The organism is Pyrinomonadaceae bacterium (genome assembly GCA_036277115.1).
Lineage (GTDB): Bacteria > Acidobacteriota > Blastocatellia > Pyrinomonadales > Pyrinomonadaceae > UBA11740.
Genome location: DASUNM010000021.1, coordinates 302,845 through 323,282 on the forward strand (window position 1 = coordinate 302,845; position 20,438 = coordinate 323,282).

The following is a 20,438-nucleotide window of genomic DNA, read 5'->3' on the forward strand; positions in this document are numbered from 1 at the left end:
TTCGGCCCAAAGTCAGAACCGCCTGCGGTAGCGGGCGGTTCTGACCTCACAACGCCACCGACTCGATCACACCTACGAGATGGTCGGCGTTCAGTTCACCGCGCGCGAATCCTGAGATCACTTCAAAGACTTGATCTGAGAATCCGCCGATATTCAGAATGTCCGGACGTTCCTTCGCCTGCACGGTCCCGTAAGGCTGAATGTCGATACAGACCATTCGTGCTGCCGGGTTGCGTTGGCGGAAGCTCGCCCATTCCTTCATCGTCTCAGTCGCGCTGCCACCAAAAGACCCGTAGTGCGGTGCGTCAACCCACGATTCGTTGTCAGAAACGTAGATGACCAGGTCCCCGATGGCGCGACGCTGATTCAGAAAGCGCAGCGGCGCACTACAGTTGGTTCCGCCACAGGGTAGGTTTGCCAGCTTCTCGGCGTTCGTCATCACGCTGTCGCGCGGGTTCAGACGAACCTGAACCACGTCCGACTCAAACGGAACAACTTCAGCCTGACGGTTCTTGCGCACCACTGTGGCTGCAACCAGCGCGGCGACATCGATACAACGCACGGCTGTCGTCGCACCGCGACGGTAACCAGTCACGGCCGAGTGCATTGAACCTGAGATGTCCGGGAAAACGTAAACCTTTCCCTTGAACTCAGGCACATTTGCCGTGGCGATTTCCATCGCATCCTGAAGCGCCTCGCAAACTTCCTGCGGGATGTCGGCATTTGCCTTGGCCATTGTGTAAGCGACCATTAGCTGGTACGGGAACACTCGGGCCTTCGCAATCGCCTCAGGATTACGCAGGCGATTAGCGATCAGTTCAGTCAGATCTGGCTGACCGAACACCCCGTGACGCGCAAAAGTGTTCAGGTTCATGCGTGTCATCTGCCATGGAGCGCGACGCGCAATTGCCGTCCATTCCGCTGTTCCCAGCTCCAGTGCGGTCAGCATCTGGAAGGGAACATCGGGAACCTCACGCGCTTCGCCCTTCTTAAACGCCTCAAAGTTGCGAGCAACTTCCGGCAGTTTGTCGAAGGCATAATCACGGCCAATGAAGTAGCCGAACAGTGCTTCGCGCGCTTCGTCTTTCGGCTTGGGGTGGACCATCTTCACGATGTCAGTCAGTGAAGGGTCCTGGCCCACGTTTGCTCTGAAGAGCGCTTCGGGATCGCGGGCATCAAGCCACTCGCGCACGAGACGCTTTGGCGCTGAACCGAGCGACTTGCGGCCGACTGCTCCCGAACGCACGATTTGCACAAAGTTACGCAGCATCTTCGCGTTATCAATCACGCGCGGGAACACGGCATTCAGCAGCTCGCGGTCCTTGACCGACAGAACGGCGCAAAGCAGCGCCGGCATGTCCTTCATGAAACCGCGCTCACGGCAGAACACCGCAGTCTTGGCGATGAACTCAGCATCGAGATCTGCGCAGAGTTCGAGTACCTTCGCCAGTTGTTCGCCCGCGCCCGCGTAAAACGTCTTGTTCAGACAGCCAGTCGCGGCGTACTGCGCCAGTTGATGCTTTGGCGAAAGAGCATACGCCGGAGCGCGCTCTTCGTTGAGGGCATCAGTTGGTGGAACCAGCTTGCCGATTAGTGACTTGAATAGATTCTTGTTTGCCATTATTCGTTACCTCACACTTCTATTGTCTGGTGACAATCGAGATACCTTTTGCGAATTTTCAGAAAGATTGGCTGCGGGAGAAGGAGTCGAACCTTCATCTTCGGGTTCAAAGCCCGACGTGTTGCCGGTTACACCATCCCGCAGCAAAGGTTTCAAGTTTCAAGTTCCGAGTCTCAAGTTTGCTTATCAACCAACTTGAAACCTGAAACTTGGAACTTGAAACTTAATGCATGGTCGCGGCGGAAGGAATCGAACCTTCGTCGCTCGATTATCGATCGAGTGCTACTGCCATTGAGCTACACCGCGACAAGAGGAACTTAGTACTCAGGTCTTTGGTCTTTAGTCTTTGATTTTATGTCGGCGGCGCTGAGTCATTCACTTGAAGAAGAAAGGCAAAGTCCTAAGACCAAAGTCCAAAGCACCTTCTTGTGTTTGGTTGACCCGGCGGGGCTCAAACCCGCACCTCACGGCTTAAAAGGCCGCCGCTCTGTCCCTCGAGCTCCGGGCCAACAGCATTGCAGTTTCGAGTTTCGAGTTTCAGGTTTCGAGTTAAATCGGACTACAAACTCGAAACTCGAAACCCGAAACTGCGAAGCTGGCTGTGGCGGAAGGATTCGAACCTTCGATAGCCGGATTAACAATCCGGTGCCTTACCAACTTGGCTACGCCACAACATAGCTCTTTGAACTAGGTCTTGGGTCTTTGATTGACTCGTTAAGGCGTGTCTAACGCGGAAGGTTTTCCAAAGGCCAAAGATCAAAGACCAAGATCGTGTTTCTTGGAGGCGATGAAGGGAGTCGAACCCTTATCGTCCGGTTTACAAGACCGACGCTCTTTTATCCAGTTGAGCTACATCGCCAGAGGAGGGAACTTTGTGCTTTGGTCTTTGGACTTTGATCTCTAACCATTGGTTCAACCTTCGATTAGGGCGAACAAAGCAAAAAGTACTAAGTACAAAGCACTAGAAGGTTTGGTGGACTGGGAGGGATTCAAACCCTCACGAGAAGTTTGCAGGACTTCTATGCTATCGGTTACATCACCAGCCCGGATTTAGTTTCGAGTTTCGAGTTTGGGTTAGCTTGGCATCGCTCCAACTCGAAACTCGAAACTCGAAACTCAGGAGTCGAAACTAGTATTTGGTGGCTGTGGGTGGAGTTGAACCACCAACCTCGCGCTTATGAGACGCTTGCTCCTTCCATTTGAGCTACACAGCCGAAAGTAAGTTTCATGTCTCAAGTTCCAGGTTTCAGGTTGGACGCAGCGCTAGCTTGAAACCTGAAACTTCGATCTTGAAACTTGGTTTGGAAGCCCGCGGAGGAGTTGAACCTCGCGCCTTTCCGCCCAGCTCTCGAAGGTTCGGTTTAGAAGACCGATGCCGGGAACGCGGGCCACGAATTGGTTTCAAGTTTCAAGTTCAAAGTTTCAAGGGCTTCATGCGGGGACTTGGACCTGAAACTTGAAACCAGAATCTGAGATTGGTCGGGGCGTGAGGCCGACACGCCTCTGCGAACTCCACGCTCCCGGCAGCCACCGTTCTGCCGGGATGAGTCACGCCCCGATAAACTGTGTTCCAAGTTTCAAGTTCAAAGTTTCAAGTTGTTCGTTTTCAAACTTGAGACTTGGAACTTGATACTTGAAACTAATGTTTGGTGCCCAAGGAAGGACTCAAACCTTCAACCTCTGGTTTGTAGGACCAGCGCTCAATCAGTTGAGCTACTCGGGCGGAATATTTCAGTTTCGAGTTTCAAGTTGGGAATAGTCGCCACGAACGAACTCGAAACTCGTGACCGAAACTTATGGACGGTGGTCGGAGTTGGAATCGAACCAACCTTTCGGGCTTTTCAGACCCGCGCTAATCCGTCTCAGCTATCCGACCGCGGAAGAGAGGGCTTTGATCTTTGGACTTTGGTCTTTGAGTTCCTAATCATCGACTTAGTGATTAATAAGAACAAAGACCCAAGACCAAAGACCTAAGCCCGTTTTTCTCGATCATCGTGCGCGTCCATAAACAGGTACTTGCGCCATTCGGCCCGCGCCTCGGCGTAGTGACAGAGCACGACACGTTCAAGCTTCACGCGTAGCGCCGTCTGCGTAGTCAGCAAAGGCATGCGTGCTTCTTCCGGGGTGCGGTTGCTTTTCCGGTTGTTGCACTTGATGCACGCCGTGACGATGTTCACGGGCGAGTTATCACCGCCACGCGAACGCGGCAGGATGTGATCGAGGGTCAGTTCGGCCACGCCCTTCTTTTCACCGCAGTACTGGCAACGGTACTTGTCGCGCATGTAAATTCGCAGGCGCTTCATGCCCGCTTGCTCGCGGCGGCGGCGAACGTTGATGTAGGTGCGCCGGCGAATCACCGACGGCACAGGGAACTCATCATGCGCAGATCGCAGCACGCGATCGCCGTCCCATTCCTCGACGAAGATCGTGTTCTTGAACGCCATGATGATTGCGCGCGCGACACTGACGGTGCCGAGCGGCTCGTATGTTTGGTTAAGCAACAGAACTCTGCCATTAAGTGCCATTGCCCGGCACCTCCTTTCTGAAGAGTGATCTTTGGTCTTTGTACTTTGGTCTTTGATCTCTTGGGCTGGATGAATCAGCTTTCCCAGACGGTTAAGTTCAAAGCACAAAGCACTTTTTTTGTGTGGAGCGCGCGGTGAGACTCGAACTCACGATATCGGATTTGCAATCCGACGCCTTAGCCGCTTGGCGACGCGCGCAAGAGTAAGTGGCACAGACTTCAATGTGTGATGAGCACAGCGCGCATGTTGAAAAGAAATCACAGACTGAAGTCTGTGCCACTTGTTTTGGAGCGGAAGGAGAGATTCGAACTCTCGAGACGAGTTTGGAAGACTCGCATGTTTCCAGCTACATCACTTCCGCACTTTGGAGTGCGCCGGCAGATTGAGCACCCCAGCGTAGCTGCCACGCTGGGGGCCCCGGGCTCGCCGCGACGGCGCTTTGGATTGTGGGTGAGGACATTGAATTGTATGTTCTTAGAATTGGATCCAAAGGGCGTCGTGCTAACGCTTGCCGCCGCACTCCAAATTGGAACTCCCGGCAGGACTTGAACCCGCAACCTCGACGTTCGAAGCGTCGCGCTCTTCCATTTGAGCTACAGGAGCCGAGAATTTCGAAATTCGAACTTCAAATTGATGAATTGGTCGGGGAGGACAGAGTTGAACTGTCGCCACGAGTTCCCAGGACTCGGATGCTTGCGTTACACCACACCCCGAAATGAAATTGGTGCGCCAGGTGAGACTTGAACTCACATTCCCCTGCTTAAGAGGCAGGTGCCTTGATCCAATATTGGCTACTGACGCGTGTGGTCCTGGCGCCAGGATTCGAACCTGGATCATGCTCTAATCGGGAGCTCACAGGGTATAAGCCTGCCGCACTACCTTTGTGCTACGCCAGGACAATTATTGATTGTCTGAAAGTCTCTTAAAGTTGGCGGAACTGAACGGACTCGAACCGTCATCGGCCTGATCGACAATCAGGTGCCTCACCTCTCGGCCACAGTTCCGGATATTGATTTGGGGTGACCTGCGGACTCGAACCGTCATCTCTGCAGTCACAGTGCAGTGTGTTAGCCGATTTACACCAAGGCCACAGCAAGTTGTTGGTAGCGTCGGAGAGACTCGAACTCTCTAAGGTTAGTTTGAAAAACTAACTGCGCGACTCTTTGCATTCGACGCCGTGTGGCACAGACTTCAGTCTGTGATCCGACGAGCCAATCACAGACTGAAGTCTGTGCCACTTGTCTGGTACCGGCGGAGGGATTCGAACCCACACTGTCTAGTTTCTAAGACTAGCGCCTCCTCCCGATTGGGCTACGCCGGCATGTCGCGTCCAAAGTCTCGAGTCCAGGGTCCAAAGTCTCTTTACTAACGTGACTTTGGACCTTCCGACATTGGACGTTGGACTACGATTTGGCGGACCTGGCACGATTTGAACGTGCGACCTCGACCTTCGCAGAGTCGCGCTCTGATTCCGCTGAGCTACAGGTCCGCATGGTTCCGGCGGTGAGCGAGCTGCGCTGACAGCCACCAGTGCTGTCACTCGATCTCACCGCCGAAACTTTGGTGGAGGACAGGAGTTGAACCTGCACCCGCAATGCACGGCGATTTAGTCCCGACAAATCGGGACTGCCATACCGTTAGGCGACGCCTCCAAATTGGCGGAAGGTGAAGGAGTCGAACCCTCGAGACGCATTGCTCGGCCTGGTTTTCAAGACCAGTTGCGCGCCACCGCGCGCCACCTTCCACAGAAGACGATCTTTGGTCTTTGTACTTTGGTCTTTGATGTCCTGGACGTGATGAGTCAACTATTCCATGACGACAAAGTACAAAGAAAGTACCAAGACCGCTTTTCATTGAGGTGCATGTGGCAGGACTCGCACCTGCGAAGTCCGACGGATGCTCGATTTCGAAGGAGATCCTTTTGCTGCTCAGCCACACATGCGAAATTAATTTCAGATTTCAAATCTCCACATGCAAGATTTCAAATCTGCGATTCGCTGTGTTAAAAAAATAGATGAAGGCAGAGAGATAATGCCGCGAACAGCGGGGTCCCCGCGCGCGCATCGCGCTTGGGGGTGCTCGCACACTTCGAGGCACACTTCTCCTGACGATGGCGACGCCTGGACCGCTCGCAAAGCAACAGCGTCGTCATCCGCGATGTTTATGAGATCGAGTTGACGCTTGATCTCAGACAGCAGGGGAGGCTCCCTGCCTTCATCTTTCGCAAATAGGTATTTCGATTGTCAAAAAACTAAACGAGCGGGCTTTAAGCCTCCAAGGGAAGCTGCCCGCTCCTTCAATTCTCGCGAATTTTGCTTTGAGATTTGGGAGCGGGAGTCCGCTCCCGCTGATTATTGCCTGATTCGACGGCTATCTATGGACGTTTCTTGACCGAGTCTGCCGCCAAAAATATTGGTCGCTGAGACGTTCAAGCCTAACGAACAGACGACCGCATACATGGCGGCGCGCGGCTGCCATTTCATCGTATGTTTCCGGTTTGTCCTGTTCTTCAGCATTGAAGTTTTTCTCTCACAGTGCGCGATCGGTGTTTCGCGCGAACTGTCTTGTATAAAGTATCAATGGTGATCGTGTCAAGAACTTTTAGAAAAAATTTCCACGAACAGCATCTCCGGCGGGTTTGATTTCACTCGAGGGAAACGAGTTGCCTTCGAATGATGAGTTCAAGATTCACGGTGACGATTGAAGTCGATCGAATGTCCGCGCGCCTTCGCGCCAAGAAGCCGGCGGAAGGGGCACGGACCTTATCTGCGCGTTCAAGAGTCAGAATCACAGACTGAAGTCTGTGCCACTGGCGCAAGCAAAATGTCGCGCGTCATCGGTGAGACCTGCGTGTTCTTTTTCATAAAGCTGCTTCTTAATCGTGTCGTTACTTTGTAATTCTCGCAGCAGACTGAGAATGTACTGTAACTCTTCGAGCTTTCGACAAGCGTATTAAAAACGGATTCGTTCGCGATCCTTACTCCGCGTTCCCACGCTCCGTTATTTGAAGTTTCGCGCCACCACTTATTGTTCTCTTTCCCGGGTAACCGTGTCGTTGGCGAGTTGAACGGTGAAGGGCTTCCTTCAAGCAAAAACCCCCTATAACGCCGCGCTCTAACAATCTCGGCATTCGGTGGCGAGCGCGATTCCAAAGCTTTTCTTTTAGCGGCTGAAGAGCGCCACACATCAACAATTCACTCCCAAGATTTCTTCGAAACTCACGCCAAACACCTGGCGGCATGTTCATTGCAGTTCTAAGTTTGAACTCATTGGTTAGGAACCGAAAAGCATGCACATTTGGTCTTCGGGTCCTGTTTATTACGCGGAGTCACTTAGTCAGACGAGACCCGAGACGCAAATGCCAGCAGTTCATCTGCGTTCTTCGATTCCGAAACCTATCTGCGACAAGGAGAATATTTAATGTCAGATACAACAGCAGCAAAAGCAAAATCGAACATGGTAACGGGACTATTTCCCGATCGTGACAGTGCTGAGAGTGCCTACGGCTCGCTCACCAGCAGGGGCTATAGCGAAAAAGACGTCAACCTGGTGATGTCGGACGAAACACGCAATAAACATTTCGCCGTCGATGACAGAGAAACGGAATTAGGCAACAAGGCTCTGAAGGGCGCGGGCACTGGTGCAGGCATCGGAGGCGCAGTAGGCGCCACGTTGGCAGCGATTGCCGCGATCGGCACGACCCTGGCTTTGCCGGGGCTGGGATTGCTCATCGCAGGACCACTCGCCGCAGGGATCGCGGGCGCGGGTGCGGGCGGCGCAACCGGTGGTTTAATCGGACTGCTTGTGGGCGCCGGAATTCCTGAAGAGCGCGTCAAGGACTATGAAGAAGGCATTAAGAAGGGCGGCATCCTAATGGGCGTCACGCCGCGCACTCCGGAAGATGCGGAATATTTTGAGCAGGATTGGAAGAAGTATCGCGCCGAAACGGTCAACCGCTAGGCCTTACTCAGATAAGGAACAAACATGAAACGAAACTTAGCTTTACTATTCGTTCTAGCGGCGTTGAGCCTGACCGCGGCTTGTGGTCAGAACACGGCGAATGAAAACGGTGCTAACCGTAACGGAGTGGTTGAGACAAACGCCAACGTTGGCAACGTTAATGCGAACAACGCACCTCCGAAAACAGGTGTGGTGGTAAACAATAACGGGAACGAGAACACCTCGGGTGTGCGTCCCGTTAATGCCAACGCGAACGGCAATCACAACAAATAGTCGCAGCGACGACTTAACGAAAAGGGCGGAAGGCTTAGGCTGGCCGCCCTTTTCTTTTTGCTGCGCGGGTCCGCGATGCTCGAGCGGATCGAGGCGAGCCTAATGCTTTTTCTAATCAGGTTTAGAAGGTCTTAAACAGGAATAGGCTGGCGGCCATTACAGCGACGGACAGGATCATTACTTGGCGCCATTTTATCGACGATCGGTGGCAATAGGGACAATTTATCTCCCAGAGTCTTAAGGGTCTTTTGCAGTGAGTGCAATGGATTCTCATCATGCGGTTTGGCCGTTTTCATTCTGATAACGAGTCACAAGGTCCGTCATGATCGGCGCGGAATCAAAGGCCGGGCGACCGCTCAGTTCAAGCATGCGGCCGACTACTACTTGATAGGCGTCGAGCGGAGGCTGTGAACTATCGCTGCCGGCGCAACCCTTAGTTTCAATTCCTGCTTTACAGAGGCGCCAGAACACTGCGCGCACCAGGGTGGCCTCGCCGCTCAAGCTGCCTTGTCCTCTGAGGATTGAGGCACGGTCACGCCACACCTCGTTACAAAGTTCTCCGAATTGCTCTGAGTTTATGGTGGACATCGATGTACTCATGAATCGTGACGCTCAGTCGCCAGGTTGATCGGAAAGGGATTAAGTAGTGGCCCAGTGGGAGTCATTACGACTTTAGACCACTTATTCGTCTCATGACGACCGAAGAAGACAAACATTAAGCCGCCGGCAACGCCGGCAATGATTCCCGCGATCGCAGCCAACCATAAATGAGAGTTTACTCCGGTTATGCTTAGTCCCGAAGGATCTTTCATTACGACGAACAGAAACAACTGCCGGCTGGCGACAAGCAGCATCGCCACTAAACCAACCAACGCGATCACAAACTTAGTCAGATTACTCATCAATTCCACCATTCATTTTGAAGCGGGGAGAGACGGCCCGAACTCTGGTGACCATTTCCATTGCCGGAAACGGTCGACCGTTCGGCGGATTCGTTCAGGAACAAAACCAGGTCCTCTTGTCCAACCGGTTTACCACGACGCAGACTGACAAGCGGATCCTTCACCATACAGAAGTCCACATAACCTGAGCCGCCGGCGGGAACCATTTCCTTGAGCAGGCCCGTGTCGAGTGCCACCGGTCTGAAAAGCAGCATTCCAGAGTTACGCAAACTGGCCATCATCGCATCGTGGCTGCTGTGAAACAGCGGCACGCGATAGCGACCGCGACCCTCAAAAGCAAACCAATCGCCGTTCGCTCTTCGCATGGCATAAATGTTGCTCATAGTACGTTGTTCGCGATTCTCTCCGCGCCCTGAGGTGGTCCCGGCGAAGTGATGTGCATCTCGTTTCGGAGGTCGTAGCGAAGGAACTTTGAAAGAAGAAAGAACCCGGCGATGCAGACGATAAGCGCGATGCCGACAGCCAGCCACAAGTGAACTGTGCCTCCCTGAACATCGACGACGCCCTGTGAGTCCTTAAAGCTCACAAACAAATAGAACTGCCAGGCGCCAAAGGCGGCTAGAGCGGCCAGGCCGATTGCCGCTACTAAACTTTTAATACTCATTTTTTGATTCAACGTTTCTCTCCACTATTTTTTTTTGCTAAATGTGAAATCACAGAAATTTGCCGGTACCAATATTAAGATCCGCGAGTTAAACCGTCTGTGCGTTAGACCGCTTATAGAGCGCGAGCTGCGCTTAACGTGCATCAAAACGGGCCGCGGGATAAACAGCAATGCAGAAGGCTTCGAACCGTAATATTTCTTTGCGTCATATGTGTGCTGTCGCACGGACGGCATTGGCGCGAAAGTCGTATCTTGCTAAGTACACAAGTACACAAATCATCGGCCTAACACAGTCAAAACTAGTGCAGTGGAGCTTGTCGTTTGGTCATTGGGAGAATGAGGAATTGGGAATGATTAGCGAAACGATAAACAAAGACCAGACGAAGGGCATTAACTGGGATACCGCTATTTTCATAGGGCTATTTCATGTCGGCGCGGTGGCGGCACTCTTCATGTTTAATTGGCGAGCAATAGTCGTCGCTGTCGTGCTGTGGTGGATTACCGCAAGCCTCGGAGTAGGCATGGGCTTTCACCGTCTGTTAACGCATCGCGGATATAAGACACCCAAAATAGTTGAGTATCTGCTGAGTGTTTGCGGCGCACTTGCACTCGAAGGGGGCCACATCCAATGGGTCGTAACCCACCGCATCCATCACGCGCACACAGATGCTCCTGGCGATCCGCACACGCCCCGCGATGGAGGCTGGTGGTCGCATATCGGCTGGATGTTGAAAGGCAAGGCCCAGGCACATGACTCGTCCGTGGTAGCACGTTATGCACCCGACCTGGTGAAGGACAGATTCCACGTCTTGCTCAATCGTTTTTACTGGGTCCCGCTGGTCGTTCTCGGTATGGCATTACTTGGTTTCGGTGGCTGGTCCTATCTGATGTGGGGTGTTTTCTTCCGGGTTACGTTCAACTTGCACGCCACCTGGCTGGTCAATTCGGCCACACACATGTGGGGCAAACGGCGGTTCGCCACCCAGGATGATTCAAAAAACAACTGGTGGGTCGCACTGCTGACCTTTGGCGAGGGCTGGCACAACAATCATCATGCGCACCCAACCTCGGCGCGTCATGGTCTGGCCTGGTACGAAATCGATGTCAATTGGTGGGGTATTCGCGCCATGCAATTTCTGCGACTGGCGAAAGCGGTGAAGTTGGTAAAGCTGGCTAAACGTGCCGGCGCCGGCGCGCGGCAGGACATGGCGCAAGCATGAATACATTGCCCCCAATCATAACTACCGAGCTCGACGTGTCGCCGATCATCCTGGTAGTGGAAGATGTCCATGAGACTCGTGACGGCATCGAGAAATTGCTGATAGCGGATGGCTATCGCGTGGCCCTCGCCAGAGATGAACGAGACGCTATCGAGAACGCGCACCGAACGCAGCCAGACTTGATACTGGTGAGCCTTGCCGGCTTGCCGCTCGACGTTGTGCTTAGCGCGCGTAGTATCCGCCAGCGCGCTGAGGTTGGAGAGCACGTGCCCGTGGTAGTGTTTTGTATTGAAGGTATCGCTGAGGGCGAGGAAGTAGAGATTGGAGAGAATGTTTTTCTCACGCGCCCGGACAACTTCAATCAGTTGAGAAGGTTTATCGCCCGGCTGCTCATCAAGGTTCAAACGCCGCCCAGGATCGAAGTAATACAACCGCCACCGAATAGGATCTCATCACCATGAAAAACAGTTCTCAGCATCCATTTACTTTTAGACTTCTGGATACGAAACCACGAATACTCCTGGAGTTGACGAACGAAACGGATGAGGTGGTCAGGTCGGTGGAAATTCTGACGATCTTTTTGAAGGCTGAGGAAACACCTGACGGACAGCTCTCGCAATCCCACATCAAGTTCGACGAAATAAAGTCCATGCTTCCCCAACAGGCATCGGTTCCTTTCCACCGAACGTGGACCAACGGAAAGCCCGCCACTGATGCGCGTGATCAGATGGAACGACTTAGAGTTATTTCGGGTGAAATCAAGCCGTATGTGCTCGATATCTCGTGGGAAAATCGGGAAGGCAAGTCGCGTTTTCAGAGAATCCCGCTCGGGCATTGAACGGGAGTCGATTCAGATCGAGAACAAAGGCGCCAGCACCTTCTGGGCACGTTTAGCATCAACCGGGTTAACCACCAAACGAACTCCCCTTGTGTGCTGAAGATGAGGCTCCATCCCACCACCGTCATCCTTAAAAACAAAGGCCGTAATACTTTCGTCCTTCAGCACGTCTCGAGCCATTTCGGCATCAATCTCAGTGGCAAACACTTTAAGTACTGTTTCTTCCGGCATTGGGCCTGTTCTGTCCCTTTTGACGGGCATTTTCCTGGGTGACGAGAGAACCTAGTCCTCGGTGACCGGGAGGATCTCGACTGCGGTCTTGGGCACCGACCGAGCGAGAACGCCATCTACGTCGAGGCGTCGAACACGGCGGGGCGGCCGCGGCTCCGGCGACACCGCGCGAATCCGCGGCGGAGGCGTGTCTTCTATTGTCGTTGGCACAGACCTTTGATCTGTTGGTTCCTTCGAAACGATTTTCAGACTAGATAATTTCATCTTTCTCCATTTCGGTTGTGAGTACTATTCAGTAGGGCCCGACTCGGCGAGGGCGTCTTTAAATAAACTATTAAAGGCCGGGGTTATTTCATTTCGATCGCGTTGTTGGAACTCGACGACCCATGAGCGCACTGCCGTGGACCATCTGTTTGGGCTGGTGGCTGGTGCGAGCGGCGCCTGTGGCTGCGGCACTCGCGCGTTTCGCTTGATCAGCCTTATGGGTTTTCTATTCATCTATTCAACTTCGTGCTAGTCGAAATGCTCCGATATCAAGCTGCGGCGGGTTCGAGAGTGAAAGTCGATGAGCGGTGCGGCTTTCGCCTAAACGGAATGACCTTGCCCCTGGGGCTATGTGCCAGGGAAGCAAATTGCTTAATACTGCTGACCAGGCCATCAAGGTCGGGCTTAGTGACATAGGCATTAGCACCCGCCTCGATGCCCTTCTTTTTGTCGATTTCAAAGGCGGCGCCGGAGAAGAAAATAATCGGCGTGTGCGGATTAATGGCACGCAGCCGGCGGCACAATTCAAAGCCATCCACATCGGGTAAGCGCGAGTCCAGCATGTATAGGTCGAACGGTTCGGCTTGACTCGACGACAAAGCCTGGGCGCCGGTTCCCACAGCTTTGGCTTCGATAAATTCGAGCCTTAATAGCGCGGTTAACATCGCGCGCGAGTCTTCGTCGTCATCAACGCAGAGAACTCGGAGTCGGGCGTCGTCTAGCATCTTCGCCTCCTAATTCAGGGGATAGTTGTTATTCGAGAGGCTAAGTATTGATCCGACTGAGACACCGGTCTGTGCGTTAACACACATATCCCAAATAAATCTTCTGGTGAAATATTCGCAGCGGCCTTGCGCGTATAAGCGGCCGCAATTCTCTGCTGAATTCGACGTATGTGTACTGGCGCACAGACGGGAATTCTTCGCCGGACTACATTCCTCAGAGGAGACAACAATGAGCGACAGCCAAAAGACAGATGCAGATGCGAATTCGCGCGAGTTCACCAGGGGCGTTGAAGCAGGACTCAATTCTGAAGACACGAAGTACTGGCAGGCCGGGTACGAACTTGGTCAGGGGTTGAGCGACCAGGACACTAAAGAACTGGTCAAAGAACCGGTCACAGAACCAATTAAGAAGGAACCGGAAACCCCACTATTCCTCAAAGATACTGTGGATAGTCAAAAGGATGACGCCCAAGGCGAGCAAGATAAGAGCGCGGAATAGGTTGGCGGTGATAAGGCCTATCTTTGCGTAAGCGAACATTCCAAAAGCAAGGCGCGATTTATTCCGCTTCGGCGAACCGTCCTGGCAATATCTCGTTAGTAAACACAAAAAGCGGCGACCGGCGCCAACGATGATCGATCGAGCTGGAGTTAGATTAGCTCGAATAGATATGGTAAAAACTGCTCCCACTGATCTCTGGGAATAACTTCTCTCCGAATGGCACGATCAAGTAATTCAAGAGTAAGAGAACGCCCGGTAGCCAAATCCATTCAGGAATACGGACGCGGTGTGGCTGGCGGGTTAATGTTCAGCTTGCCCCTCTTGTACACGATGGAAGTTTGGTGGGCTGGATTTACCGCGCATCCTTACCGGCTGATAGCCTATGTAGTCGTAACGTTTCTCTTATTGCTTGGCTACAATCGCTATGCTGGGTTAAGGCGCGACTCGAGCATGAAGGAAGTCGCAATTGACTCAGTCGAGGAGATGGGTATTGGTCTTCTCCTCGCAGGTCTCGTTCTCTTCCTACTCGGCCGGATTACGCTTGAAATGCCTACTAATGAGATTGTCGGGGTCATTGTCGTGGAGGCGATGACGGTGGCAATCGGCGTTTCAATCGGGACCGCCCAGCTTGGCGCTGGGGGCAAAGCAGACGAGGGGATGGGAGGAAGCTCCTCTAAGAATGAGATTCACTTCGGAGGTCAGATGATACTTGGATTTCTCGGCGCCATACTCTTCGCCGCGAACCTGGCGCCTACCGAAGAAATCGTGATCGTTGGAATTGACACATCATGGCTAAAGCTGGCGGGAGTGGCAGTGTTTTCGCTCTTAATTGCTTTCCTGGTTCTGCATTACAGCGACTTCAAGGGTGCCGAACAGTTTGTCCGCGCGGACCATTCAACTTTTATTCTGCTGGGCTCTGTGCTTACGTATGCGATCGCGTTAACTGCTTCGGCAATGGTCCTCTGGTTCTTCGGGCGCTTTGACGGTGTGACAATGTACACGGCGCTGGCTCAAACCATCGCGCTCGGATTAGCGGGGACACTCGGCGCATCCGCGGGAAGGCTATTGTTGCAATGAAAAAGGTCCAAAAGAATTGGTTGGAATGGATTGTCTTTGCCGTCGGTCTCATCCTGGTTCTCTCCACCATCGGGTATCTCATCTATGCAGGCGCCTCAAGAGGAAACGAGCCGCCTAGCATTGAGGTCCGCCTTGGTAAACCGGAACAGCGCCAGTTCAATTTCGTGGTGCCTGTCACGGTGACTAATCACGGCGACGAAACAGCTGAGGGAGTGCGCATTCAAGTAGTGATGGAGAACGCTGGGGAGGAAAAAGCGCGCGGGGAACTTGATGTGGCTTTTCTGCCCCGCCATGCTACCCGCGAAGGATGGGTTACTTTTGATCAAGATCCCCGCACAGCTCAACTTAAAGCGCGCGTTCTGGGGTACCAAAAACCCTGAGCGCTTCTCGCCGAACCAAACTGACGAAAACAAAAGAGAGACACGCTAATGATAACTGTTGCCAATCGACTTTATGTGAAGCCCGAGTACGCAGACGCCTTTGAGAAGGTGTTCCGGGAGCGAGCCGGTCTGGTGGATAAGATGGACGGGTTCATTTCCAATCAGATATTGCGCCCGGTAAACGATGGAGACCCTTACGTTGTCTTCACGATGTGGAAAAGCCGCCAGGATTTTCTCAACTGGGTCCGGTCCGACGCATTCGTGAAGGGTCACGCCCAGTCAGGCACTTTACCGAAAGACGCGTACTCGAAAACGAATGTGCTGGAGCTGCACGAGGTTCTGCAGGATTCCTCACGGCCCGACTTGGCGCCTGAACCGCACGGCGGTCCATTCAACATGCACTAGACCGATCTCGTTCAGATCTGAATCCAAGCGCTTGAGTAGAAAATCTTATGGCTCAATCGAAAATCGAAGTCTTCACCGCAATGCTCACCGAGCAGCCGGAAAACGCCATGATCTGGTATGGCTTGGCCAGTGAACAATTCAAGCTGGAGCACTGGGCTGAGGCAGCGAAGTCTTTGCGTCAGGTCGTGACTCTCAATCCGGATTACACGGCCGCTTATCAGATGCTGGGCACCGCGTTGGCCAAAATGGATGACGTTGCCGGAGCACAGAAGGTGTGGAAAGACGGCATTGAAGCCGCGGGGCGTACCGGCGCGTGGAAGGCCGGACAACATATGCAAGCCTTGCTGGACGGTGTTGACGGCGGCAGTGATGCTCTCTGCCAATGATTAATGATTACAACCACCCGCCCGAAAATCCGGCGCGGCGAAGACCGGCGATGATGTAAGGACAGCCGCGCATCAGCTGCCAGAGAAATTCGGACCTGTAGTTCTCAATCATCAGAACGATCGGGCCCTGATCCAGACCGTAATAGCCTTTCGAGATCCATTCCTTGCTCAATGCCGTCGAAAACGTGGGATTGAAACTGCACTTGAATCCATACTTGCTGGTCATCTCAGGAAAAGCCTTGTCGAAATGTTGGATCGAAGGCAGAACGATCTCGGGGGCGAAGGGAAGTGAAGCAACCACGGCCCAGGGAGCAAGCGTGCCGTCATCGGGCCCGTTAGGAACACCACGGTTTATGTAGTCGTAGAACCGGCGCAACTTACCTTTGATCTTCTTGCGGGCCGGTCCGGGGCCATCACTCGCGGTGAGCCCCCAAATGTATTCGCCATAGCTTTTGAAGCCACGCGGATTGCGAATAGCGTACTGCTGTTGAATGTAGGTAGCCTGGCGGCTGTTCTCGAAATAATCGCTCTCATGCTTCCGCATGAAGTCGTCCTGAATGCCGCGAAAATCGATCCACATGTGCGATAGCTGATGGAGAAAGAGCGGTCCGCCATACAGAAACTCGCGGCCGTAAAGCTTCTTCCACTTGTAGGTCCTTGTCCATGCCCGGTAACTCTTGGCGGGCACCGGGTGGGTCGGCGATGCGAGGGCGAGGACGTAAAGAATCAGCGCTTCGTTGTACCCGGACCAGCGATATTTGATGAAGCCGCTTTCCGGTCTCCATCCATGCGTGACCGTGACTCCGCGGTTCCGGGCCCATTGCCAGTCGGCGCGGCGGTACATGGCTTCGGCCAACGTGCGAATCTCACGTTCATTCTCCGTGTCGCGGTTGAAATATTCCGCGGCCGTTAGGGCTCCCGCGATCAAGAACGCGGAGTCGATTGTCGACAGCTCGCAATCCCACGTCCGGCGCCCGGTCTTCATGTCCAGGAAGTGATAGTAGAAGCCTTTGTATCCGGTGGCGTCTGGTTCCGGCCCGTGCGGACTATGCCAGAAGAAACGCAGAGTGGTGAGCGTTCGCTTGATCGCTTGCTGGCGCGTGATGAATTTGCGCTCGACCCCAACGGGATAAGCAGCGAGTGCAAATCCGGTCGGGGTGATACTGCACGGTGCCCCCTGGCGTGTGTTGTCCGGTACCAGGCCATTCCGTGGATTTGTTTCTTTCAGGAAGTAGTTAAAGGTAACCCGCTGGAGCGTCGCGAGCTTCTTGTCGGAGAACGTGGGTTGTCTCAGCTTCCGGGACGACATGGTCCTGCAAATAGTAGATTGTCTTGCGCGCCCTCCCAAGCCGTTCGAGCCGTTGTGAAAAATGTGATCCTAAAAAGAGAAGAGGAGGGTTTCACGATCACGCTCGACCGTGGAACCCTCCCCGACTGGCTCTTAATCATTAGCGAAGCAACCTGGTCGAATCTCCAACTAAGGCTGCTTCACTGGATAGTTATCTCGGCGAGCCTGCACGAATCGTTAGTTCCGTGCCCTGCGGAAGTTCGAGGCTTTCCTTGCCGGTCACGAATACTGAGCCGGCTCCTCCTGCCGCACCGATGGCCGCGCCAATCGCCGCGCCTTTGCCGCCGCCGGCAATTGCGCCGATGATCGCACCAATGGCCGTACCAATGCCTGTCCGAGTGACAGTCTGAGTCGTTTGGTTGTCGCCCTGGGCGCTTCCTTCATTGTCAACGCTAACTGTCTCGCCATTCGCATTTCTCACACTCGAAAGAGTGCCGGCGAATCTGTAAGTTTGACCGTTGCGCAACTGGATCGAGTCGAAGTTGAGCGTCATTCCCGATCGGCCGGTTAGCGTTCCACTTTGGGAAACACTGGCAACCGTGCCTTCGATGACAGCGCCCTCGTACTGACCAGGCTCGCGGACCGTCAGGGTGAACCTTTCGCCCTGTGTGGTGCGTTTGGTGGTCAGGTCATTGTTCAGGACAGCTACAACGGTTTCACCATCACGAAGGATGAATTCGCCGTTGTTCACACCTGAGTTGCCGAGCACTGGTCCGGAACCGTTATAGATATTCCATTGAGCAACATCTGAAGTCCGGTCGTAAATGCTATTAACAATCACGGGCTGGTTCAGCCGGTCTGCGAAGACTTCGCGCGTTACGCGCAAGCGGCGGCCATTTTCGATAGGCTCGAAAGTGACGTTGAAATCATTCTCGCGGTAGCCGGTTGAGTTCACCGCTAACTGTTCCCCGCGCAGGGTCGCAGTTACTCGGCTCGTTCTACCATTGAGTTGCTCCTGGCGCTCGACGCCGTCGGCTTCAAAAGTGGAACGCTGAGCGCGTGTTGACGCGAGGCTCAACGTGGAATTATTCCGCTCGATGGCCAGCATTTGCGGCGACTCGAGCCGGGCAAGCATGCGGTCATAAACACCCTGTCGCTGGTTGCTGGGAAGGTTCCGTGTCGCGCGTTCAATAACATCACGGGGATTGTCGCTGCGCGACGAATCCAACCTGTACGTTCCGGTTAAGCGACTATTCGAGCTGTATTGCGGCAGACTTGGCTGATTGACGTCCTGCCAATTCGCGGAAACATTAAATGCGCCGGCTAACGTGTTTAGATCGTTCTTCAGCGTTGACCAATCAGTCTGCGCCCGGTTCGTGAGCTGATTGCTGCGCATGAATGTGTCAATCGGTCTGGCCAGCGCGAGCATGCGTTCGATATCGTCGGCAACTGGCTGTCTGGCGTTATGCTGGTTGCGCAATTGCGCCGTGGCGCTCTTGAAGTCCCGCACGTCATCATTCATGTTGACCTCGCCATTCGTTTGCTCGTAACGGCTCCGGCTGAATGCGTCGGTGAGACTCGATTGGAACCTGGCACCGCTTGTCTCGATCCGCTGAATTAGCTGATTGAGTTCGCTGTCCCGCAGCCTGTTTGACTGACTGGTTGAGCCTTGCTCGCGGTTCCATTGCCAGGTTGTGCCATAGGCAGTCGCCAGCGCATTAAGGTCGGTCCGCACCACCGCCCAATCGTTCTGCACTCGAGTGTTCAAGCGATGGCGACTCATGAAACCATTCACGAGTGAAGCCTTCTGCAGAATGTTCTGAACGTCGGTAGAGTCCGCCTGGCGGGTGGCGAAGCGATTCTTGAATTGATCGATTGCCGTTCCCAGGTCCGGTTCGAACGTGTTGATATTATTTTGGGGCCGCGTCTGGTCAACGCGCTGGTTCACCAGGGCGAGGTTGAGACTGTTACGGAACGTGTTAGTGCTCCGCTCGATTCGTTGAAGTACGCTGGCGACCTGCCGGTCATTGACGCGGGCAGGGCGCCGCTGCGCCTGTGCGGTGACGCCGATGACGGCGAGCGCGCACAGGATAAATCCTGACATTATACGTTTTGAATTCTTCATCTTTTTCCTTTCAGCTTTTGCTAGCTGTTACCAATGTTTTCTAAACACACGTTTCCTGATATTGAGGGCACCATTAATCTTGTGACTTGAATCAGACGGAGAGACGTGGAGACAACTTCCTCTCGCTACAGCCCTTTTCGGGAAATTTACAAACGGCTCAAGAAGAAGGTTGCTGACCTGATCCGAGATGTCGAAAGGAATTTCTAAAGCAGAGCTAAGTGAGGTTTATATCATGAGGGCAATTCGCGGTCTGTGCGTTACCACACAAAGGGGAGAATTCGACAAAGCACTGAGCAGATGAGCTATCCCAGCAGCCGCACGAACTCGTCTTTCACCACCCGGTAACACTCACAGACGGTCGCTTCCAGCTTTTCGCGATCGAGAATCCTGATACGGCCGCGCACATAACTAATCGCTCCTGAATCCTGAAGGCGACCGGCAGCCACCGTCACACCTTCCCGGCGTACCCCTAACATGTCTGCGATCAGTTCCTGAGTCATGATCAGTTCATCTCCGGGAATGCGGTCATAACTCAACAAAAGCCAACGGCACAATTGCTGCTCGACTGAGTGCAAGCGGTTGCAAACGGCCGTTTGAGAGATCTGAGTAATCAACGCCTGGGTATAACGCAACAGCAAATGTTGGAATTTGCCTCCCAGGGCGAACTCATCTTGCAGCACTTTTGCTTTCATCCTGAGCGCGCCCCCGGCACTCTGGACGACGGCGCGATTGGGCATAGTTCCGCCACCCATGAAGAGAGCGATTCCGACGACCCCATCATTGCCCGTCAAACCCATTTCGGCGCTGGTGCCGTTTTCCATTGTGTAGAGCAGCGAGACGATCGAGTTTGTCGGGAAGAAGACGTAATCCAGTTGTCCCCCGAATTCGTAGACAACTTCACCGAGAGTGAATGAAACCGGCAGCAAGTTTGGTCGCAACCGTTCATACTCATCCGGCGGAAGCGCGGCAAGCAACCGGTTTTCAACCGGCTTGGAGAGCTCTGCTGTCATAGAAACTTAAAGAATCCAGGGGCGGTCAAGTTTGAAAGCTACCAA

22 protein-coding genes and 20 tRNA genes are annotated in these 20,438 nt (G+C 53.6%); 10 read left to right on the forward strand and 32 right to left on the reverse strand.

Features of this window, described 5'->3' with window-relative positions; translation table 11 throughout:
- Positions 1–46 precede the first annotated feature (46 nt).
- The 22 genes from VFX97_05575 to VFX97_05680 all read right to left on the reverse strand — a co-directional run bounded on the left by VFX97_05575 (position 47) and on the right by VFX97_05680 (position 5,890).
- The gene (locus VFX97_05575) at positions 47–1,621 is read right to left on the reverse strand and encodes a hypothetical protein (protein ID HEX5702667.1); all 1,575 of its coding nucleotides are present in this window, start codon (positions 1,619–1,621) and stop codon (positions 47–49) included.
- A gap of 68 nt (positions 1,622–1,689) precedes the next feature.
- Positions 1,690–1,764 (reverse strand) — tRNA-Gln (locus tag VFX97_05580).
- A gap of 88 nt (positions 1,765–1,852) precedes the next feature.
- Positions 1,853–1,927: transfer RNA gene (locus VFX97_05585), tRNA-Ile, on the reverse strand.
- Between the two features lie 127 nt (positions 1,928–2,054).
- Positions 2,055–2,130: transfer RNA gene (locus tag VFX97_05590), tRNA-Lys, on the reverse strand.
- An 87-nt stretch (positions 2,131–2,217) separates the two neighbouring features.
- Positions 2,218–2,293, reverse strand: a tRNA-Asn gene (locus VFX97_05595).
- Between the two features lie 107 nt (positions 2,294–2,400).
- Positions 2,401–2,480, reverse strand: a tRNA-Thr gene (locus VFX97_05600).
- Positions 2,481–2,592: 112 nt separating this feature from the next.
- Positions 2,593–2,667: transfer RNA gene (locus VFX97_05605), tRNA-Ala, on the reverse strand.
- A 91-nt stretch (positions 2,668–2,758) separates the two neighbouring features.
- A tRNA-Met gene (locus VFX97_05610) sits at positions 2,759–2,835 on the reverse strand.
- A gap of 433 nt (positions 2,836–3,268) precedes the next feature.
- A tRNA-Val gene (locus tag VFX97_05615) sits at positions 3,269–3,344 on the reverse strand.
- An 81-nt stretch (positions 3,345–3,425) separates the two neighbouring features.
- Positions 3,426–3,497: transfer RNA gene (locus VFX97_05620), tRNA-Phe, on the reverse strand.
- Between the two features lie 94 nt (positions 3,498–3,591).
- Positions 3,592–4,146, reverse strand: a complete 555-nt coding sequence (locus tag VFX97_05625; GenBank protein HEX5702668.1) for an HNH endonuclease — start codon at positions 4,144–4,146, stop codon at positions 3,592–3,594.
- A 123-nt stretch (positions 4,147–4,269) separates the two neighbouring features.
- Positions 4,270–4,344 (reverse strand) — tRNA-Cys (locus VFX97_05630).
- An 88-nt stretch (positions 4,345–4,432) separates the two neighbouring features.
- A tRNA-Gly gene (locus VFX97_05635) sits at positions 4,433–4,507 on the reverse strand.
- A gap of 166 nt (positions 4,508–4,673) precedes the next feature.
- Positions 4,674–4,749 (reverse strand) — tRNA-Arg (locus VFX97_05640).
- 36 nt (positions 4,750–4,785) lie between these two features.
- A tRNA-Pro gene (locus VFX97_05645) sits at positions 4,786–4,859 on the reverse strand.
- Between the two features lie 9 nt (positions 4,860–4,868).
- Positions 4,869–4,947: transfer RNA gene (locus VFX97_05650), tRNA-Lys, on the reverse strand.
- Between the two features lie 3 nt (positions 4,948–4,950).
- A tRNA-Ile gene (locus VFX97_05655) sits at positions 4,951–5,042 on the reverse strand.
- Positions 5,043–5,075: 33 nt separating this feature from the next.
- Positions 5,076–5,150 (reverse strand) — tRNA-Asp (locus tag VFX97_05660).
- 11 nt (positions 5,151–5,161) lie between these two features.
- Positions 5,162–5,237: transfer RNA gene (locus VFX97_05665), tRNA-His, on the reverse strand.
- A gap of 152 nt (positions 5,238–5,389) precedes the next feature.
- A tRNA-Leu gene (locus VFX97_05670) sits at positions 5,390–5,467 on the reverse strand.
- 90 nt (positions 5,468–5,557) lie between these two features.
- A tRNA-Arg gene (locus tag VFX97_05675) sits at positions 5,558–5,635 on the reverse strand.
- Between the two features lie 167 nt (positions 5,636–5,802).
- Positions 5,803–5,890 (reverse strand) — tRNA-Ser (locus tag VFX97_05680).
- 1,676 nt (positions 5,891–7,566) lie between these two features.
- Between VFX97_05680 and VFX97_05685 the strand changes: the two genes are divergently transcribed.
- Positions 7,567–8,106: a hypothetical protein gene (locus tag VFX97_05685; protein HEX5702669.1), complete on the forward strand. Its 540-nt coding sequence runs from the start codon at positions 7,567–7,569 to the stop codon at positions 8,104–8,106.
- A 24-nt stretch (positions 8,107–8,130) separates the two neighbouring features.
- A complete protein-coding gene (locus VFX97_05690) occupies positions 8,131–8,379 on the forward strand; it encodes a hypothetical protein (GenBank protein HEX5702670.1) in 249 nt (82 codons plus the stop codon).
- Positions 8,380–8,652: 273 nt separating this feature from the next.
- On the opposite strand, the gene VFX97_05695 is transcribed toward VFX97_05690, so the two are convergent.
- From VFX97_05695 to VFX97_05710, 4 genes are read right to left on the reverse strand one after another with little or no spacing between them, the layout of a single operon-like run.
- A complete protein-coding gene (locus VFX97_05695) occupies positions 8,653–8,967 on the reverse strand; it encodes a hypothetical protein (protein ID HEX5702671.1) in 315 nt (104 codons plus the stop codon).
- Between the two features lie 8 nt (positions 8,968–8,975).
- The gene (locus tag VFX97_05700; protein ID HEX5702672.1) at positions 8,976–9,281 is read right to left on the reverse strand and encodes a hypothetical protein; all 306 of its coding nucleotides are present in this window, start codon (positions 9,279–9,281) and stop codon (positions 8,976–8,978) included.
- Positions 9,281–9,664: a hypothetical protein gene (locus tag VFX97_05705; protein HEX5702673.1), complete on the reverse strand. Its 384-nt coding sequence runs from the start codon at positions 9,662–9,664 to the stop codon at positions 9,281–9,283. Before VFX97_05705 ends, VFX97_05700 begins: the two co-directional genes overlap by 1 nt.
- A complete protein-coding gene (locus tag VFX97_05710) occupies positions 9,661–9,945 on the reverse strand; it encodes a hypothetical protein (GenBank protein HEX5702674.1) in 285 nt (94 codons plus the stop codon). Before VFX97_05710 ends, VFX97_05705 begins: the two co-directional genes overlap by 4 nt.
- Before the next feature lie 170 nt (positions 9,946–10,115).
- On the opposite strand from VFX97_05710, the gene VFX97_05715 reads away from it, so the two are divergent.
- Genes VFX97_05715 through VFX97_05725 form a run of 3 tightly spaced genes read left to right on the forward strand, consistent with a single transcriptional unit; the run spans position 10,116 to position 12,003 of the window.
- Positions 10,116–11,165 (forward strand): fatty acid desaturase, encoded by a 1,050-nt coding sequence (locus VFX97_05715; GenBank protein ID HEX5702675.1) that lies wholly within the window; start codon positions 10,116–10,118, stop codon positions 11,163–11,165.
- Entirely contained in the window at positions 11,162–11,626 is a 465-nt protein-coding gene (locus VFX97_05720) for a response regulator (protein ID HEX5702676.1), read from the forward strand. Before VFX97_05715 ends, VFX97_05720 begins: the two co-directional genes overlap by 4 nt.
- A complete protein-coding gene (locus tag VFX97_05725; GenBank protein HEX5702677.1) occupies positions 11,623–12,003 on the forward strand; it encodes a hypothetical protein in 381 nt (126 codons plus the stop codon). The genes VFX97_05720 and VFX97_05725 overlap by 4 nt, the downstream gene beginning before the upstream one ends.
- A 12-nt stretch (positions 12,004–12,015) precedes the next feature.
- Here the strand turns inward: VFX97_05725 and VFX97_05730 are convergent, their stop codons facing one another.
- The 3 genes from VFX97_05730 to VFX97_05740 all read right to left on the reverse strand — a co-directional run bounded on the left by VFX97_05730 (position 12,016) and on the right by VFX97_05740 (position 13,223).
- Positions 12,016–12,234 (reverse strand): DUF2007 domain-containing protein, encoded by a 219-nt coding sequence (locus VFX97_05730; GenBank protein ID HEX5702678.1) that lies wholly within the window; start codon positions 12,232–12,234, stop codon positions 12,016–12,018.
- 288 nt (positions 12,235–12,522) lie between these two features.
- Positions 12,523–12,732, reverse strand: coding sequence for a hypothetical protein (locus tag VFX97_05735; protein ID HEX5702679.1), 210 nt, complete (start codon positions 12,730–12,732; stop codon positions 12,523–12,525).
- Between the two features lie 35 nt (positions 12,733–12,767).
- Positions 12,768–13,223 carry a response regulator gene (locus VFX97_05740; protein ID HEX5702680.1) on the reverse strand — a complete coding sequence of 152 codons (456 nt, stop codon included), beginning with the start codon at positions 13,221–13,223 and terminating at the stop codon, positions 12,768–12,770.
- A gap of 229 nt (positions 13,224–13,452) precedes the next feature.
- On the opposite strand from VFX97_05740, the gene VFX97_05745 reads away from it, so the two are divergent.
- The 5 genes from VFX97_05745 to VFX97_05765 all read left to right on the forward strand — a co-directional run bounded on the left by VFX97_05745 (position 13,453) and on the right by VFX97_05765 (position 15,970).
- Complete coding sequence (locus VFX97_05745) at positions 13,453–13,722, forward strand: hypothetical protein (GenBank protein HEX5702681.1); 270 nt, start codon at positions 13,453–13,455, stop codon at positions 13,720–13,722.
- Positions 13,723–13,938: 216 nt separating this feature from the next.
- Positions 13,939–14,799 carry a TIGR02587 family membrane protein gene (locus VFX97_05750; GenBank protein HEX5702682.1) on the forward strand — a complete coding sequence of 287 codons (861 nt, stop codon included), beginning with the start codon at positions 13,939–13,941 and terminating at the stop codon, positions 14,797–14,799.
- The gene (locus VFX97_05755) at positions 14,796–15,179 is read left to right on the forward strand and encodes a hypothetical protein (GenBank protein ID HEX5702683.1); all 384 of its coding nucleotides are present in this window, start codon (positions 14,796–14,798) and stop codon (positions 15,177–15,179) included. Before VFX97_05750 ends, VFX97_05755 begins: the two co-directional genes overlap by 4 nt.
- A 48-nt stretch (positions 15,180–15,227) precedes the next feature.
- Positions 15,228–15,584 carry an antibiotic biosynthesis monooxygenase gene (locus VFX97_05760; protein HEX5702684.1) on the forward strand — a complete coding sequence of 119 codons (357 nt, stop codon included), beginning with the start codon at positions 15,228–15,230 and terminating at the stop codon, positions 15,582–15,584.
- A gap of 47 nt (positions 15,585–15,631) precedes the next feature.
- Positions 15,632–15,970, forward strand: coding sequence for a tetratricopeptide repeat protein (locus VFX97_05765; GenBank protein HEX5702685.1), 339 nt, complete (start codon positions 15,632–15,634; stop codon positions 15,968–15,970).
- A 7-nt stretch (positions 15,971–15,977) separates the two neighbouring features.
- On the opposite strand, the gene VFX97_05770 is transcribed toward VFX97_05765, so the two are convergent.
- From VFX97_05770 to VFX97_05780, 3 genes are all read right to left on the reverse strand, one after another.
- On the reverse strand, positions 15,978–17,279 hold the full coding sequence (locus VFX97_05770) for a glucoamylase family protein (GenBank protein ID HEX5702686.1): 1,302 nt from the start codon (positions 17,277–17,279) through the stop codon (positions 15,978–15,980).
- A 190-nt stretch (positions 17,280–17,469) separates the two neighbouring features.
- On the reverse strand, positions 17,470–19,362 hold the full coding sequence (locus tag VFX97_05775) for a hypothetical protein (GenBank protein HEX5702687.1): 1,893 nt from the start codon (positions 19,360–19,362) through the stop codon (positions 17,470–17,472).
- A gap of 323 nt (positions 19,363–19,685) precedes the next feature.
- Complete coding sequence (locus VFX97_05780) at positions 19,686–20,393, reverse strand: Crp/Fnr family transcriptional regulator (GenBank protein HEX5702688.1); 708 nt, start codon at positions 20,391–20,393, stop codon at positions 19,686–19,688.
- Positions 20,394–20,438: the final 45 nt, after the last annotated feature.